15 protein-coding genes are annotated in these 15,605 nt (G+C 70.6%); 2 read left to right on the forward strand and 13 right to left on the reverse strand.

What is annotated here, in order from left to right; genetic code table 11:
- The first annotated feature begins 79 nt into the window (after positions 1–79).
- On the forward strand, positions 80–2,938 hold the full coding sequence (locus tag K4G22_RS27290) for a helix-turn-helix transcriptional regulator (protein ID WP_228083115.1): 2,859 nt from the start codon (positions 80–82) through the stop codon (positions 2,936–2,938).
- Positions 2,939–2,985: 47 nt separating this feature from the next.
- Here K4G22_RS27290 and K4G22_RS27295 read toward each other — a convergent pair whose 3' ends face one another.
- The 6 genes from K4G22_RS27295 to K4G22_RS27320 form a co-directional block, all read right to left on the reverse strand.
- Entirely contained in the window at positions 2,986–4,308 is a 1,323-nt protein-coding gene (locus K4G22_RS27295) for an ABC transporter substrate-binding protein (RefSeq protein ID WP_228083116.1), read from the reverse strand.
- Between the two features lie 60 nt (positions 4,309–4,368).
- The gene (locus K4G22_RS27300; protein WP_228083117.1) at positions 4,369–5,256 is read right to left on the reverse strand and encodes a carbohydrate ABC transporter permease; all 888 of its coding nucleotides are present in this window, start codon (positions 5,254–5,256) and stop codon (positions 4,369–4,371) included.
- The gene (locus K4G22_RS27305; RefSeq protein WP_228083118.1) at positions 5,249–6,193 is read right to left on the reverse strand and encodes a carbohydrate ABC transporter permease; all 945 of its coding nucleotides are present in this window, start codon (positions 6,191–6,193) and stop codon (positions 5,249–5,251) included. Before K4G22_RS27305 ends, K4G22_RS27300 begins: the two co-directional genes overlap by 8 nt.
- Positions 6,194–6,917: 724 nt before the next feature.
- Positions 6,918–7,703, reverse strand: a complete 786-nt coding sequence (locus K4G22_RS27310; RefSeq protein WP_228083119.1) for a cupin domain-containing protein — start codon at positions 7,701–7,703, stop codon at positions 6,918–6,920.
- Positions 7,655–8,581: a DUF6807 domain-containing protein gene (locus K4G22_RS27315; RefSeq protein WP_228083120.1), complete on the reverse strand. Its 927-nt coding sequence runs from the start codon at positions 8,579–8,581 to the stop codon at positions 7,655–7,657. Before K4G22_RS27315 ends, K4G22_RS27310 begins: the two co-directional genes overlap by 49 nt.
- Entirely contained in the window at positions 8,578–9,699 is a 1,122-nt protein-coding gene (locus K4G22_RS27320) for a Gfo/Idh/MocA family protein (RefSeq protein ID WP_228083121.1), read from the reverse strand. The genes K4G22_RS27315 and K4G22_RS27320 overlap by 4 nt, the downstream gene beginning before the upstream one ends.
- 753 nt (positions 9,700–10,452) lie before the next feature.
- Here K4G22_RS27320 and K4G22_RS27325 point away from each other — a divergent pair.
- Entirely contained in the window at positions 10,453–11,355 is a 903-nt protein-coding gene (locus K4G22_RS27325) for a LysR family transcriptional regulator (protein ID WP_228083122.1), read from the forward strand.
- Positions 11,356–11,586: 231 nt separating this feature from the next.
- On the opposite strand, the gene K4G22_RS27330 is transcribed toward K4G22_RS27325, so the two are convergent.
- The 7 genes from K4G22_RS27330 to K4G22_RS27360 all read right to left on the reverse strand — a co-directional run bounded on the left by K4G22_RS27330 (position 11,587) and on the right by K4G22_RS27360 (position 15,393).
- The gene (locus K4G22_RS27330; protein ID WP_228083123.1) at positions 11,587–12,324 is read right to left on the reverse strand and encodes a VOC family protein; all 738 of its coding nucleotides are present in this window, start codon (positions 12,322–12,324) and stop codon (positions 11,587–11,589) included.
- Between the two features lie 117 nt (positions 12,325–12,441).
- On the reverse strand, positions 12,442–12,846 hold the full coding sequence (locus tag K4G22_RS27335; RefSeq protein ID WP_228083124.1) for a hypothetical protein: 405 nt from the start codon (positions 12,844–12,846) through the stop codon (positions 12,442–12,444).
- Positions 12,847–12,866: 20 nt separating this feature from the next.
- Entirely contained in the window at positions 12,867–13,283 is a 417-nt protein-coding gene (locus K4G22_RS27340; RefSeq protein WP_228083125.1) for a hypothetical protein, read from the reverse strand.
- A 21-nt stretch (positions 13,284–13,304) separates the two neighbouring features.
- Complete coding sequence (locus tag K4G22_RS27345) at positions 13,305–13,676, reverse strand: DUF7848 domain-containing protein (protein WP_228083126.1); 372 nt, start codon at positions 13,674–13,676, stop codon at positions 13,305–13,307.
- Positions 13,673–13,882: a DUF7848 domain-containing protein gene (locus K4G22_RS27350; protein WP_228083127.1), complete on the reverse strand. Its 210-nt coding sequence runs from the start codon at positions 13,880–13,882 to the stop codon at positions 13,673–13,675. Before K4G22_RS27350 ends, K4G22_RS27345 begins: the two co-directional genes overlap by 4 nt.
- Positions 13,879–14,100, reverse strand: coding sequence for a hypothetical protein (locus tag K4G22_RS27355; protein ID WP_228083128.1), 222 nt, complete (start codon positions 14,098–14,100; stop codon positions 13,879–13,881). The genes K4G22_RS27350 and K4G22_RS27355 overlap by 4 nt, the downstream gene beginning before the upstream one ends.
- A gap of 111 nt (positions 14,101–14,211) precedes the next feature.
- Positions 14,212–15,393 (reverse strand): helix-turn-helix domain-containing protein, encoded by a 1,182-nt coding sequence (locus K4G22_RS27360; protein ID WP_228083129.1) that lies wholly within the window; start codon positions 15,391–15,393, stop codon positions 14,212–14,214.
- Positions 15,394–15,605 lie beyond the last annotated feature (212 nt).

The raw sequence follows: 15,605 nt of genomic DNA on the forward strand, positions 1-15,605 counted from the left end.
CCCCGTGACCAGCCCGGCGGGCGGCTCCCCCGCCGCTCCGCGCCCCCCACCGTCGGCGTGTCCGTGGAGTACCTGCACCATGCGAACTGAAGACGTCGTGCTCGTCGAGCGCGAGTACGAACTCAACACCATCGACAGCGCCATCGAACGCTGTGCCGCCGGAGCCGAACAGCTCCTCCTCGTCGAGGGCGCGCCAGGACTCGGCAAGACGTCCCTGATGGGCTTCCTGCACCGGCGCGTCACCGAGTCCGGCTTCCGCGTGCTCACGGCGCGGGGCCAGGAGATCGAGGAGGCGTTCCCCTACGGCGTCGTGCGGCAGCTCTTCGAGGACTGGCTGGCGACGGCGTCCCCCGAGGAACGTGACCGGCTGCTCTCCGGCCCGGCCAAGGCCGCGGCCGAACTGCTCGAACAGCACGCGGGGGACGCCCCCAGGACCGGCGAGGCCGCGCAGCACACCCTCTTCAACGGCCTGTACTGGCTGTGTGTGCGCCTCGCCGAGCAGGCCCCGCTGGCCCTCTCGCTCGACGACGCCTGGCGCGCCGACCTGCCGTCGCTGCGTTTCCTGCGCTATCTCGCCGCCCGGCTCGACGGCCGCCCCATCCTGCTCGCCCTCAGCACCGACCCCGCGCGGCTCGGGCCCCAGGCCAGCGTGATCCACGGCATCGTCTCGCACCCCGCCGCCCGGCTGCTGCGGCTCGCGCCGCTGAGCGAGCGGGGCATCGCCGAATGCGTCAGGGACTGGCTGGGGAAGGTCTCCGACCCGCGCCTGGCCAGCGCCTGCCACCAGGTGACCGGCGGCTCGCCCTTCTTCCTGCGGGAGTTGATCGACGAGCTGTCCGCCGCCGAGTCCGGCGAGGGCGACATCCTCTCCGACCGGGTGTTCGACGTGGCGCCGCCGAAGGTCATGCGCAGCGTGCTCCGACAGCTGGAGGCGCTGCAAGCTCCGGCCGTCGCCCTGGTCGAGGCCATGGCGGTGCTCGGCACCGAGGCCGACCTGCGGCACTCGCTGGAGGTCGCCGGCATCGAACAGCCCCTCGCCGCCGAGGCGCTCGGCGCCCTCGCCGACAGCGGACTGCTCTGCCCCGAGGTGCCGCCGCGCTTCGTCTACCCCATCGTGCGGACCGCGATCTACCACCAACTCCCGGTCAGCGTGCGGAGCACCGCACACGCCAGGGCCGCCCGCATCCTCGCCGCCGACGCCGCGTCGCTGGACGATATCGCCCAACACGTCCTGCGCAGCGACGTCGGGGGCTGCGACACCGCCGTCGAACTGCTGCGCAGGGCGGCGGGCAAGGCCGTCGGAGAGGGCCGCGCCGCCGTCGCGGTCACCTATCTGACGCGGGCGCTGCACGAGTCGCCCTCCTCGGACGAGGCCGTCGACCTCCTCACCGAGCTGGGCCGCGCCGAACTCCGCTCCCGGATGCCCGACGCCCTCGGCCACCTCCGCCAGGCGCTGGACCTCTCCGACGACCCCCTGGTGCGGGGGCGGATCGGCCTCGACCTGGCGGCCGGGCTGATGGCGGCGGCCCGCAACGACGAGGCGGTGCGGCTGGTCGACGGGCTGCGCGCCGAGGTCGGCGACCTGGACCCCGATCTCGGCATGCTGCTCGACACGGCCCTGATCGCCCTCGCCCAGCAGACCCCGCACTGGCGGGACGCGGCCGAGCACAGCCTGCGCCGGCTCCACGAGGAGCGGGACCGGCCCGCGGGCGTCGAGCGCATCCTCGCCGTCGACCGGATGGCCGAATCGCTCCGCCGGGGCGAACCCGCCGCCCGCGTCGGCGAGTTGGCCGACCAGGCGCTGAACGGGGCGTTCGGCGACGACGCCTTCCACGCCCATGACGTGTCCGCCTACCTCTGGTCGCAGGTGGCCTGCACCCTGGCCTGCTGCGACCGCCTCGTCGAGGCCGACCGGCTGCTCACCAGGGCCGCCGGCGACGCACACGAGAGCGGCCGGGTCATGGCCGTGGACGCCCACCACGCCGTGCGGGCCTGGGTGCGCTGCCAGCGCGGCCGGCTGGCCGAGGCGGAGGCCGACGCCCGGCAGATGCTGGACAAGGCCAGCGAGTTCGGGCTGCGCAGCTCCACGGCGGTCTTCGCCGTCGGCGCGCTGATCGAGGTGCACACGGCGCGCAACGAGTTCGGCTCGGCCAAGAACCTCTTACGCACCTACGACTTCGACCCGGCCATCAAGCGCTCGGTGATGTACGCGCCGGTGCTCTTCGCCCGGGGCCGGCTCCACGGGGCCGTCGGCGATCTCGACGCGGGGGTCGAGGACATCCTCCACGGCGGGCAACTCCTGGAGAGCGAGGAGGTGCCGGGCCCCGCGCTGCTCTACGCCGCGGACGCCGCGATCCTGCTGCACCGCGCCGGACGCACCGAGCGCGCCCAGCGCCTGGTGGCCGAACTGACCGGCCGCGCCAGGCACTTCGGCGCCCCCCGGCTGCTGGCCTCGGCGCTCCGCGCCGAAGCGCTGATGGCGATGCCAGGCCCGGCCGTCGGCTGCCTTGAGGAGGCGGCCGAACTGCTGACCGACACCGACGCCCTGCTGGACTACGCCACCGTCCTGGTCGACCTGGGCGCCGCGCTGCGCCGCAGGGACCGGCTGACCCAGGCCAGGCGCCGCCTCAACAGCGGCCTCCAGATAGCGCAGGACTGCGGCGCCTGGCGGCTGGTGAAGACGGCCAGATCCGAACTGTCCGCCATGGGCGTGCGCGTGCGGGTCGTCGAGGCCGGCGCGGACAGCCTCACCGTCCAGGAGCGCCGGGTCGCCGACCTGGCCGCCGAGGGCGTCAGCAACCGCGAGATCGCCGGGGCGCTGTTCGTGACGGTGAAGACCGTGGAGTGGCATCTCAACCGGGCCTACCGCAAGTTGAGCATCACCTCCCGCCACGAGCTCGCTGAGGCGCTCGCCGTGCGCCAGGCCAAACTGTCCTGAACACACGGGAGTCGCGGCCCCCACCCGGTGGGGGCCGCGCACCGCGCTCAGCTGGCGGCGCGGATCGAGTCCCCCAGCTCGTTGATGAAGCCACGCGCCGCGTCATCCGGTGACGACTCCCCGAAGAGCACCTGCTGGTTGTAGCGGTTCAGCAGGTTCTCGATGTCGCTGGCCCCCGGCGGCGTGATCGGCGGCGTGTCGTCGATCTCCTCGGCTATCAGGTTGGTGAACGCCAGCGCCTCCTGCCCGCTCTCGTCCAGATCCGGCGCGATGGCCTCCTGGAACGCCGGATTGCCCGGCTCGCCGCGATCCACCCCGAACAGCCGGCCGACCCGGGTGTCGTTGGTCAGGAAGTCGATCAACAGCGCCGCCTCCGCCGGATGCTGGGTGGTCGAGGAAGCGGCCCAGTACATCGTCGGCTTCAGATACTGGAACCCCGGCGACGTGTCCGCATCGGTCGGCCAGTCGGCGATCGCGTAGTCGAAGTCGGGCCCCGCCGACTGGTAGGCGCTGAACTGCCCGGCCGGGATGAAGGCCATCGCGGCCCGCCCCGTCACCACCGAGCTCTGGTCCAACGGCAGCCCGTGCATCTCGCTGAGCTGACCGGCCGACGGAGCCGCCCCGCTCTCGATCAGATCCAACTCCCGCTGCCAGTACCCCGCGAGGATCTCCGGATCCAGCGCCACGTCCCCCGACGCGTCGAAGAGCTCACCACCGTGCTGCCGCGCCCACACCGTGAGGCTGAACGAGTCGGCGCCGAACGGCGTGACCCCGTGCACCTCGCCCCCGGACGCCTCCGTCAGCTCGACCGAGACCCGCTGGAACTCCTCCCACGTCCAGCTCTCGGTGTCCGGCAGGGCCACGCCGTACTCGTCGAAGAGCGTGGTGTTGATGATGATCCCGTTGGCGGTGCCACCGGTCGGCACCGCGTAGAGGGAGCCGTCGGCCCGACCCGAGTCCAGGATCTCAGCGCCCAGCGCCGAGGTGTCCAGGAACTCCGAGACCCTGGACAGCTCCAGCAGCGCGCCGCGCTCCGCGTAGGAGGCCAGATAGAGCTGGTCGAACTGCGAGACGTCCGGCATCTCCCCGGCCGCCGCGGTGATGGCCAGCCGGTCCCAGTAGCCGTTCCAGTCGGCGTACTGCGCGTCGACCGTGATGTTCGGATACTCCTCCTCGAACAACTCGATCGCCTGGAGCGTCAACTGCGTCCGCGCGTCCGCGCCCCACCAGTTGAACGTGATGGTCACCTCGCCGTCGGACAGCTCCGGGGTGCCGACAAAGCCCTCGCCGATGCCGCAGGACGCCAGGAGCAGCCCCGCGCCGACGGCGGCCCCGGCGGCGCGCACGCGCCGCCGCACACGTGTGGTCATGCTCTTCCTCTCCGTTCTTGGCTTTCGCCGCTCCACGGCCGCCTCCGCCCCTTTCGGCAGCTACTTGCCGCCCGTGGTCGCGATACCGCGCAACAGGAACCGTTGACCGAACAGGAACACCAGGAACACCGGTATCAGCGAGACGACGCTCATGGCGAACAGCGCCCCGAAGTTGGAGCTCGACTGCGCGTCGATAAACGACCGGAGCGCCACCGGGACCGTGTAGAGGTCCGGTTTCGTCATAAAGATCAGCTGGGTGAAGAAGTCGTTCCAGGTCCAGATGAACGTGAAGATCGCCGTGGTGGCGAGCGCCGGCACCATCAGCGGCAGCATGATCTGCCCATAGATCCGCAAGTGGCCCGCGCCGTCGATGCGCGCCGCCTCGTCCAACTCCTTGGGAATGCCCCGGATGAACTGCACCATGAGAAAGATGAAGAACGCGTCCGTGGCGAGGAACTTGGGCACTATCAGCGGCAGGAAGGTGTTCACCCAGCCCAACTGGGCGTAGAACACATACTGCGGGATGATCAGCACATGGATCGGCAGCATAATGGTGATCAACATGGCGACGAACGCCAGCTTGTTGGCCCGGAAGTCGAGCCGGGCGAAGGCGTAGGCCGCCATCGAGCAGGAGATCAGGTTGCCGATCACCGAACCCAGCACCACCAGCGCCGAGTTCAACAGATAGGTGTTGAACGGGTAGCTGAGCGCGTTCCACCCCGTGGGGTAGTGGTCGAAGTCGAAGGTGTCGATCAACAGCCCGGGGCTGGTGAAGATCTCCTGGTTCGGCCGCAGCGAACTGGCCACCATCCACAGCAGCGGATAGAGCATCAGCAGGGCTATCGCGATCAGGCAGGCATGCTTCAACAGGCTGGTCACCCGCCGCCTGGTGCGGCGGGCACGCCGCACCCCGTCCAACTCGGTGTGTGTCCGCAGGGCGTCAGTCATTGTAGAAAACCCAATACTTCGAGGCCCAGAAATTGAAGGCGGTGAAGGCGCCGATCATGATCAACAGAAGCCATGCGAGCGCCGATGCATAGCCCATCCGGAAGCTGGTGAAGCCCTCCTGGTAGAGATAGAGCGAGAAGAAGAGCGTCGAATCACTCGGCCCGCCGGTACCGCCCGAGACGATGAAGCTCTGGGTGAAGGACTGGAAGCTCCCGATCAGCCCGAGCACCAGATTGAAGAAGATGATCGGACTCAGCAGCGGAAGCGTGATCGAGCGGAACTGCCGCACCCGGGAGGCGCCGTCGGTCGACGCCGCCTCATACAACTCGCGCGGTATCTGCCGCAGTCCGGCGAGAAAGATCACCATCGGCGCGCCGAACGTCCAGACATGCAGGATGATCAGCGTGCCGAGCGCGGTGTCCGGATCGGAGACCCAGCCCGACCCCTCGATGCCGACCAGCGCCAGAGCCGAGTTCACCAGCCCCTCGGTGCCGAACACCAACCGCCACAGCACGGCGATGGCGACGCTCGCCCCCAGCAGCGAGGGCAGATAGAGCACCGACCGGTAGAAGGAGAGCCCGCGCACCCCACGGTCGAGCAACATCGCCAGGGCCAGCGCCACGATCAACTGGAGCGGAACCGACACCAGCACATAGGTGAAGGTCACCTGGAGCGAGTTCGCCAGCCGCTCGTCCTCCAGCATGCGCCGAATATTGTCCAGGCCGGTGAAATTGGGGTCCTGGAGCAGGTTGTAGTCGGTGAACGCCAGATAGAAGGAGGCGATCATCGGGCCGATCGTGATGCCGACCAGGCCCAACAGCCAGGGCGCCAGGAAGAACAGCGCCGCCTTGTTGTCGCGGCGACCACGGTTTCGGCCGTCCGCCCCGCGCCCGTGGCGCGACCGCTTGATGGAGCGGAGTTCACCCATCGCGCTCATCGGGCACTGTCCGTTCCTGCCAACAGCGATAGGGGATGCACGGGCGCTCCTCGTTGAGTGCTTCTGCCGGGTGGGGTTGACGAGGACGGGAGTCCTCCGGCCCGCTGTCCGCGCGGGGTTCGCCTCCCGTTCCCACCCGTGGCCTTCGGCCGGGACGGAACGCGGGGACGGGGGCGGCCGGTGCGCTGGTTCGCCGGCCGGTGTGGTCGGTCGGCGGCGGGGGCCGTGCGGCGGAGCGGGTGCGGCAGTGGGGGTGGCCACGTCCCGGGGCGGCGCTGCCGGGACGCCGGGCGCGTGGTTCGCGCGGGCGGGTCACCGGGCGGGGGGAGGACGCCGGTCGCGCCTCGGCCCGCGAGGGTTGTGATCACGGTGAGTCAGGGGGCTGGCGTGCCGGGTCGGGCGCCCGGGGGAGCGGGCGCCCGTCCTCGGCGGCCCCGCCGCCACCGGCCACGCCATCGTCGGCCGACCGTGCTGTCACGCACACGGCAACTCCTGCGGCTCAGTGTGAGAGTGATCGATCACTTGCGGTTGGCGGTACCCTAGTGATCGTTCACTTTGAGTGTCAATGGATAGGACCAACCCGGGAGATGACGTTCTCCGTCCCCCGGAGCGGGCCCCCGAGGCGCCCCCGTTGAACACGCGGCGTGACGGTGTTCGACGGGTCGCCGACGTGGCCGGGAAGCCGGCCGACCGGCCCGGGGTCCCGTCCCGGGCCGGTCGCCGCTCAACCGTGTCGCGGCAGCGTGGTGCCCGGCACCTCGTACTCGTCGCGCCGTCCGCACATGCCGTAGCCCCCGAGCCGGGAGGGCGCCGTGTCGAACGCGGTCGCCTCCGCCAGATAGCCGGGCTCGCCCGCCTCCAGCGCGTCCAGCTGGGCGCCCGTGCGCTCCGCCGTGGCCAGCGCACCCGCCCGCCACAGCTCACGCCAGGTGGGCACCTTCTCCCTGACCAGCCCGGCAGCGGTCCGCTGGAACTCCCGGTAGGGCTCCGCGTCGCCTTCGCGCAGCGCCGCCCGCAGCGGCAGGTAGCCCTCGACCGCCAGATCCCTGCGCCGGCGGGCCGCCTCGGCCACCTCGGCGTCCGTCCCGGCCGGCAGCCGAGCCACCGAGGCGTACCGTTCCGGATCGGCCAACACCTCGGGCGGGAAGGTGAACACCGCGTCACCCGCCTCCGGCAGGCCGCTGTTCTGCATCAGCACCGTGATCCGCAGATCACCGCCCTGCACCATCCGATGCACCGTGCCCGGCGTGAACCAGGCCACCGCGCCCGCCTTAAGCGGCGTGTCCCGGTAGCCGTCGGGGCTCAGCGTCTGCACCGCGCCGCGCCCGCCGGTGACCACATAGGCCTCCGTGCACACCAGATGCAGATGCGGGCTGCCGCCGCACACCCCGTCGGCCGCCTCCCACGCGTAGGCCCGCAGATGGGAGAGGCCCACGGCCCCCGGCAGCGGGTTCGGCAGGCTCACCAGTCCAGTCCCTTCAGGTGGCGGGCGACCCGTTCCCTGTCCCATCCGCCGTCGGCGACCAGCACCCGGTAGCGGTAGGCGAACGTCGCCCCAGGCGCCAGCTCGAACTCCTCGAAGAACGCCCAGGAGAACGCGACCGTCGGGATCGGTGTGGACCGGACGAACCAGTGGGACTCGTGCGCGGCCCGCGCCGGATCCAGGTTCTCCGGGGCGTGCGCGAACACCAGCGTGGAGCGCGCGTCGACATCGTCGTGCACCGCCCCGAACGCCAGCCACGGACCCTGGGAGCCCATCAGCCCCTCGGCGTCCAGCCCGTCCTCGGGCCCGAACACCTCACCGCCGGTGAAGTCCCTCGGCCCGCGCCACTGCAACCCGGTGTAGCCGGCCATCTCCCGCCCCGCCGTGGTCGGCGAACCGAAACGCAGCGGTTCCGCACGGGTGTTGGTGAGCCGGATCGACCAGTCCAACGCCCAGGAGCCGCTCTCCGGCTGGACGGAGTGCACCGTGATGGAGCGCTCCTCGCTGGCCCACTCGGCGCCACCGTTCTCGACCCACGTCAGGTTCTCGGTCAGCCGGAACCGGTCTCCCGTGGCCGCCAGTTCGGAGAACCCGTCGTGCCGCATCGAGCCGACCCGCTCGTCGACGCGCTGATAGCCCCGGTCGGGGCCGAGATAGGAGTTGCCGCCCCAGAAGTTCTGACCGGAGAGGTGGCTGGCCGTCATCTGGAGGCCCTTGTGCCACCGGTGGTCATTGGGCCGGTAGCCGGAGACCAACTGGCCGGAGAGGGTGCGCAGCGGGTGGGCATAGGGCTTGCGGGACTCGAACGGGTCCGCGTCAGGCCGGTAGACATACGTCAACAGTTCGACGTCGCCGGCGCTGACGGTGATCCGCTCGCCATGGGTGTGGGTGACCTCGATCGTCATCGGGTGGGGCTCCAATCCGGGTGGTCGCCGTGCATGGCCGAGTAGTACGGGTCGCCCTCGCCGATCTCGCCGGCGAACACGGGCTGTCCGGTGAACGCCGCCTTGTAGAGCGCGGCGGCGAACTCCACGGTGCGCCGCGCGTCGGCACCACTGCCGGGCGGCGCGACGTTCCGCTCGTAGGCGTCGAGCAGCGCGCCGAGTTGCGCGGCGTGCGAGCTGGGCACGTCAGCCGCCGGCGTGCGCCACCGCGCGACCCGCGCCTCGTCGTCCAGGCCGGGGCGCGGCGTGTAGACCCAGTCGTCGTTGCCGTGCCCGTAGAGGTGGGTGAGCTCCACCGTCGCGTCCGCGCAGTCGACCCGGATCCGGCTGACCTCGTCCGGGGACAGCACGCTGTTGACCACGGTGGCCAACGCCCCGTCCGCGAAGCGCACCAACGCGGTGGAGACGTCCTCGCTCTCCACGTCGTGGACCAGGCGGGCCGCCATCGCGCGCACCTCGGTCCAGTCGCCGAGTAGATGCAACAGCAGGTCGAACTGGTGGATGCCGTGGCCCATCGTCGGCCCGCCGCCCTCGGTCTCCCACCGGCCGCGCCACGGCACGGCGTAGTAGGCGGTGTTCCGATGCCAGGTGGTCTGGCAGTGGGCCACCAGCGGAGCGCCGAGCTCGCCCCCGGCTATCAGCTCACGGGCGTGGGCGGCGGCGGAGCCGTAGCGGTGCTGGAAGACCACGGACGCGTGGGCGCCGGTGGCGCGTTCGGCCTCGGCGATCTCGTCGAACTCCGCGAGGGAGAGGCACAGCGGCTTCTCGCACAGCACCCAGGCGCCGGCCCGCAGCGCGGCCACGGTCTGCTCGCGGTGCAGGGACGGCGGGGTGCCGATCAGCACCAGATCCGGCCGGGCCGCGCCGAGCATCGCGTCGAGGTCGGTGTATCCCTCGACCGCCATGCCCGCCTCCCTGGTCGTCGAGAGAAAGGCTTCGAGCCGGTCGGGCGCCACGTCCATGGCGGCCACCAACTCGACGCGGTCGCTGTGCGCGCGCAGCGCCGGCAGGTGGCTGCCGGTGACGATGCCACCCGTGCCGACGATCGCGGCGCGCAGACGGGAGGGAGGGGAGGGCATGCGGAGGCTCCTCGTTTTAGAAAGCGCTTGCGGTAAGGGACTCTAGAAGGCGAGTTATCGATCACACAAGACCCTGGCTCGGGTGCGCGGTTCCCTGGCTCGGGCACGCGGTTCCCTGGCTCGGGCACGCGGTTCCCTGGCTCGGGTGCGCTGGGCGACGGCGGCTGGGGTGGTGGGGGGTGGCGGGGGTGGACCGGCTGGCTGGGGTGTGGGGGTGTGGGGGTGGGTGGTTGGGGTTTGGCCGGTTTCAGGTGGGTGGTTCCAGGTTCGGGTGGGCTGGGCGACGGCGGCTGGGCTGGTGGGGGGTGGCGGGGGTGGTTCGGCTGGCTGGGGTGTGGGGGTGTGGGGGTGTGGGGGTGGGTGGTTGGGGTTTCGCCGGTTCGGGTGGGGTGGTTCCTGGTTCGGGTGCGCTGGGCGACGGCGGCCGGGCTGGTGGGGGTGGCGGGGGTGGTTCGGCTGGCTGGGGTGTGGGGGTGGGTGGTTGGGGTTTGGCCGGTTTCGGGTGGGTGGTTCCAGGTTCGCGTGGGCTGGGCGACGGCGGCTGGGCTGGTGGGTGGTGACGGGGGTGGTTCGGCTGGTGGCGGTGTGGGTCGTTGAACGCGGCGATGCCCTCGACGCGGTCGGCGGTGTGACGGGGGTGGTTCGGCTGGCTGGGGTGTGGGGGTGTGGGCGTGGCTGCTCCCTACTCGGGGTTGCTCGCCGGGTCCAACAGGACAAGCGAATGCTGCTGCGGCTGGCGTTAAGCTTTGCTTCATGCTTGACGTGCGGCGGATGCAGATCCTCCGGGCGGTGATCAGCAGTGGCACGGTGACCGCTGCCGCCGCCCACCTCGGCTACACGCCCTCGGCGGTGAGCCAGCAGATCGCGGTCCTGGAGAGACAGGCCGGCGTCCCGTTGCTGGAACGGACCGGGCGCGGGGTCCGGGCGACGGCCGCTGGTCGGCTCCTCAGCGAGCACGCCGGGATGTTGAGCCGGGGCGTCGCGGCGGCCGAGACGGCCCTGGCCGACCTGAAGGCCGGCCGCACCGGCCAGCTTTCCATCCGCTACTTCACCTCGGCCGGCGCTGCCGTTGTCGCCCCAGCGCTGGCCCGTCTGCGCGGCGAACACCCCGGCGTGCGGATCGACTTGGAGCTGGTCGACGACCCCACCGCCTCGCTCGCCGAGGTGCGCGGCGGCCGGGCCGACGTCGCCCTGGTCGTCGGCGACCCCGGCCGTCCCCGGGAGGGCGTGCGCCTGGAACGCCTGCTGGACGACCCGTTCGCGGCCGTCCTCCCGGCCGACCACCCGCTCGCGGCCCGGCGGGTGCTGGACCTGGCCGAGTTGGCGGCCGAGCCATGGGTGGCCAGCGAACGGCCAGGACCTTGCCTCGACCCCCTGCTCGACGCCTGCGCGGCGGCCGGCTTCGCCCCCGACTTCGGGGTGCGCAGCGAGGACCATATGACGGCCCAGGGCTTTGTCGCCGCAGGTCTTGGCATCGCGGTTCTCCCCCGTCTCGGCCTGATCAACCGGCACCCGGACATCGTGGTGCGACCGGTCGCCAACCCCGAACCGGTCCGCTCGGTCTATGCCGCCATCCGTGAGATCTCCCTGGCCCAACCCGCCCTGGTCGCCCTGCTGACCGCCCTCCGCGACCGCGTTCAGCGGCTGGGCGGCTGAGCGCTGAGCCCGGCGTCGGCCGCGTCGCCCTGACGAGAGACGACGGGTCGCGCCCGGCTACCGAGCGGTGTGCCGGAACGCCTGCGCGGTCGGTCAGGGGAACGTGGGGACGGCATGCGCTGACGCAACGCGGTCTCCGCCGCTGACCGGGCGCGGACCGGGCGCGGACCGGGCGCGGACCGGGCGCTGACCGGGCGCTGACTGGCCGCTGGCCGGAGCCGTGGCCCAGGGTCAGCGGGGAGCGAGGAGGCAGAACTCGTTGCCCTCCGGGTCGGCCAGAATCCTCCAGGAGATCGTGGACTGGTCGATACCGGGATCGGTGGCGCCCAGGGCGCGCAGTCGGGCTTCTTCCGCTTCCAAATCGTCGCCCGGGTAGGGGCGGACGTCGAGGTGGACGCGGTTCCACCCGCTCTTGGCGTCGGGGGTACGGACGAACTCCAGGTAGGGGCCGACACCATGGGCAGAGCGCATGGTCGCGTGGTCGTCGGTGACCTCGTGCGACGTCCAGTCCGTGGCCTGGCCCCAGAACCGCGCCATCCCTCGTGGGTCGGTGCAGTCGACCACCACCGCGGCGATCGGTCCGGTGTCCTGGTAGATCGGGCGGGGCTCCAGGACACAGAACTCGTTGCCCTCCGGGTCCGCCATGACCGTCCAGGGGACGTCGCCCTGCCCCACGTCGGCGAGTGTCGCGCCGAGATCCCGCAAGCGCGCGACCAACTCCGCCTGATCGGCGGTCGAGGTGGTGGCCAGATCGAGGTGCACCCTGTTCTTCACGGTCTTGGCTTCCGGGCGGGCGACGAGGTCGATGCAGACGGCCTCGGGGGCGGGGTAGGTGAAGCCCACGGGTTCGAGGTTGGTCACACCGGGTGCCTCGCTGTCGACGCCCCAACCGAGCACCTCCGCCCAGAACCGACCGAGCTTGGAGTCGTCGTGGGCCTTCATATTGATCTGCACAAGTCTTGTCGCCATGCGCAGATCCTAGAAGCCGCCGCGATCACCAGCCGCCGCCCCGGCCGTCGAGGACGACACCGCCGGCGGCGGCCAGGGCAGGACGCGTGACGAAGTCGTCGACGCGGTCGGCGAGATCTACCCGCCCGAGAGGGAGGCGGCGGGGAGTCGGATGCTGATGCCCGCGTCGATGGCGTCGAGGGCTTCCTGGATGGCGGCCGTTGGTTCGGTGTTCTCGGTGAGGGTGGTGATGGGTGCCCAGCGGGTGCGGGGGTGGGTGTCCTCGGTGGCGTCGGGGACGGTGTCGTGGACGCCGCCGTTGAGGATCCAGAGTTCGCCGTCGTTGTCGGGGCCGATGGAGCGGACGGTCCAGGCGTGGGTGATGTCGGCGAGGTGTCCGGTCTGGCGGGCGAGGGTGAGCCTGCCGGTGAGGGCGAGGTCGCCGTGGTTGGGGACGGTGGCCTGCGGCAGCTGGTCGCGGTGGAGGAGGACGTATCCGTTCCGCGTGGTGACCAGGACGATGACGCGGGTCTGCGGTGCCATTGCTGTTCTTTCGCTTTCGTTCAGGTGTAGGCGGCGTCGGGGCGTTCGCCGTTGACGAGTACGGGCACGCGGCGCCGTTGGGCGGCGGCGGTGAGGGCGTAGCGGACGATCGGGGGTGGTTCGTGCAGCTCGCGCAGCGGCAGCCAACCGGCGGTGGGCGGCAGGTGCTTGTGGGCGTTGCACGGGATGGTGGGGGAGTGCCCGCCGTCCAACACGTAGGTGAGGGACACCGGATCGGTGTGGGTGACGCTGATCGCGTAGGCGTCGGTCACCCCCCGGTCGTAGCCGGTGGTGTCGATGAGCGCCTGTCGTGCGGTGAGAACGGGACAACTGCCGCGCGGAACGGTGCCGTTGGGCAGCGTCCAGCCGTCGCGTCCCTGCACCATGAGGAGGTGGCCGTCCCGGGTGGTGGCAAGCGTCATAAAGGTTATGTCCATGAAGTGGTGTGTCCTTGGTGGTCAGTTGAGTGCGATGAGGTACCCGGTCAGGGCGGTGCAGAGGCACATCAGCCCGACGAACGCCGGCCCGAAGGCGCGGTCCAGGAACGCGACCACGGGTTTCTGCGGCGCCGGCCCCGGGTTCTCGTCCTCGTGCCTGCGGCGGACGACGCGCCAGTGCCTTTCCGCCCGCGCGAGGAACAGCTCGTGCCCCGGCTCCTGGGCGGTGTGTTGGCTGGCCCACACGGCAACGGGGTGCGCGTCGTTGTCGAAGAGGGGGGAGCGGGCGGTGCAGGTCATGCACTCCACGGCGTAGATCCCGTCGGGCGCCCCGGGCCCGTGCTCATCGGTGAGGACCCAGTCCGCACCCTTGATGATCGGGTTGCCGGTCACGTCGCCGCACCAGCCTCGAACCGGTAGGTACGGGTGACGTGTTCGCGGTACGCGAGGTGATCCGGGTGCAGGGCCAGGTGTTGCCCGGCCCACTCCGCCCCGTCCTCCGCGTCCTGCCCCTTCGGCCCGAAGAACCCGCACGCCACGCACTCCATGACGAACGATGTCGCCCGGTCCGAATCGAGAGCGAGCTCCGCCAACCTCACGGCAACTCCCCGCTCTTGACCCGGTAGTTGCTCTCACTGGCGGCATTCCGCGCCCGCAGCCGAGCGAGCAACTCGGCATGCGGGTCGGACCCCAACTGCCCGTCGCTGAGGCCCGGCTCGGCGTCGGGCGGCATCTCCTCGGCGATGCCCGCAGCCGCATCCGCGATATTGGCGCGGCGTTGCCGTTGTCCAGGGGTGTGACGTGAAGTATCAGACATGGTCGGCTCCTGACGTTCGTGACTGACCGTCTGTGTCCACGAAACTACGGAGCCGTACACGCGGCGTCGATGGGCGTTCCGTCGAGGCGCCGCCGAAAGTCACAAGGAGCGTTACATGGGTAGGCCGACCTGGTCCGCCAGTACGCGCATCTTGGGCGTCAGCGTCCTACGGCGGTCGACGATGCGGCCCACGATGTCTCGTGCGTACCGTTGGTTCGGCAGCCACTCCGGTTGATCGCGCATGATCCCGAGGAGCGTTTCCACGGCCTGGTGGTGCTGGCGCAGTCGAGTCTGGGCGTCGGCCACATCCAGCTTGTGCCGGTTCAGGTTGTAGATCGACGCCTCGATACCGCCGTCCGGAACACGCTGCGCCAACGTCAGTACCTCGTTCGGCCGATCCCGCACCATCGCGCTCTCGGCCATCTTCATGGCGATTGTCGTGGGGCCGAACGTCCGTTGCAGGTCCTCGCGCGGGGCATGCTCCTGCCCCATCGCTACAGACACCGATTTGGCCAGGCGCAACGCGTCGTCCGCCTTGGCATCGCGTGCGTTTCTCACACTTGCCGCCGAGACCCGTAGCAGCATGGAGCCCCAGGCGTGCAGCTCGCCCATGGTGGCTCGTGACATACGGGCAGGCTCCAACTCGTCGGCCCACTTCTCCGCCAGGCTGCCAGCGTCAGCCAGGTGCCCCTGACGGAGTAGGAGCCAACCCTTCGTGTTGACGGCCGCCGCTGCCTGGAGCCGGTCGGGCGCCTCGGAGATCACGCGCTCCACCACGTCATGAGCCACGTCGAACTGCCGAGTCTGTACGAGGAGCCACGCGGTCAGATGCATGGTGCGCACCTGGAGGGAGCGACCTGCCGGATCAAGCTCGGCCAAGGTTTCGGCGTCTCGAATCAGGGTCGGGAGCAGGAGTCCCAACTGCTGCAAACGGCCGGCGTTGTAGAGCGGTGCCGTTGCGTCAAGAGCCGCTTTGAGGCCACCCACGGTCGGAGGTTCGGCGGGGGCCTCCTGGTCGAAGACACCGCACGCGGCGCGGCGGACCGCCGCCCACTGCGCAACGGTCGCCGCTGTCGCGCCTTCTTCCGGCTGCTCGGAGACGAGGCGGGTCGTCGGAACACGGAGGGCGGAGGCAAGCTTTCGCGCCGTCTCCATCCGCGTGTCGTCACGGGTGCCCTGTTCGAGTTGCTGGATCAGGGAGTAGGAGACCCCGCTGGCCCGTGCGAGTTCGCGTTGCGTTTGGCCGGACCGCTTCCGCGCGGCGCGCAGCCTGTCGCCGATGGTGTCGGGCATACGGGGATGCCTCCGTTTCTCACCGTACTGACGTAGATACTCAAAACGGTACCGCTGGTGAGTCGGCGAAACACCGGAAGACACCGTTTCCGGGGGCGCCCACGGCCGAGCGACTGGCTGTATCCCTACACCGTGGGGCAGTCGGTCTCCGGTCCTGTTCGGGATGCTCGTCAACGCCTTCGAGAACTACTGTCCAGCTGATCAAGAATGAA

It is taken from the genome of Streptomyces profundus, from assembly GCF_020740535.1.
In the GTDB taxonomy this organism is placed as follows: Bacteria; Actinomycetota; Actinomycetes; order Streptomycetales; family Streptomycetaceae; genus Streptomyces; species Streptomyces profundus.

What these genes read in the sequence shown, in the direction of transcription:
- K4G22_RS27290 (WP_228083115.1), top strand. Translation starts at nt 80, where the DNA reads ATGCGAACTGAAGACGTCGTGCTCGTCGAGCGCGAGTACGAACTCAAC.
- K4G22_RS27315 (WP_228083120.1), bottom strand. Translation starts at nt 8,581, where the DNA reads ATGACGATCGAGGTCACCCACACCCATGGCGAGCGGATCACCGTCAGC.
- K4G22_RS27305 (WP_228083118.1), bottom strand. Translation starts at nt 6,193, where the DNA reads ATGAGCGCGATGGGTGAACTCCGCTCCATCAAGCGGTCGCGCCACGGG.
- K4G22_RS27325 (WP_228083122.1), top strand. Translation starts at nt 10,453, where the DNA reads ATGCTTGACGTGCGGCGGATGCAGATCCTCCGGGCGGTGATCAGCAGT.
- K4G22_RS27295 (WP_228083116.1), bottom strand. Translation starts at nt 4,308, where the DNA reads ATGACCACACGTGTGCGGCGGCGCGTGCGCGCCGCCGGGGCCGCCGTC.
- K4G22_RS27320 (WP_228083121.1), bottom strand. Translation starts at nt 9,699, where the DNA reads ATGCCCTCCCCTCCCTCCCGTCTGCGCGCCGCGATCGTCGGCACGGGT.
- K4G22_RS27335 (WP_228083124.1), bottom strand. Translation starts at nt 12,846, where the DNA reads ATGGCACCGCAGACCCGCGTCATCGTCCTGGTCACCACGCGGAACGGA.
- K4G22_RS27360 (WP_228083129.1), bottom strand. Translation starts at nt 15,393, where the DNA reads ATGCCCGACACCATCGGCGACAGGCTGCGCGCCGCGCGGAAGCGGTCC.
- K4G22_RS27340 (WP_228083125.1), bottom strand. Translation starts at nt 13,283, where the DNA reads ATGGACATAACCTTTATGACGCTTGCCACCACCCGGGACGGCCACCTC.
- K4G22_RS27330 (WP_228083123.1), bottom strand. Translation starts at nt 12,324, where the DNA reads ATGGCGACAAGACTTGTGCAGATCAATATGAAGGCCCACGACGACTCC.
- K4G22_RS27355 (WP_228083128.1), bottom strand. Translation starts at nt 14,100, where the DNA reads ATGTCTGATACTTCACGTCACACCCCTGGACAACGGCAACGCCGCGCC.
- K4G22_RS27310 (WP_228083119.1), bottom strand. Translation starts at nt 7,703, where the DNA reads ATGGGACAGGGAACGGGTCGCCCGCCACCTGAAGGGACTGGACTGGTG.
- K4G22_RS27300 (WP_228083117.1), bottom strand. Translation starts at nt 5,256, where the DNA reads ATGACTGACGCCCTGCGGACACACACCGAGTTGGACGGGGTGCGGCGT.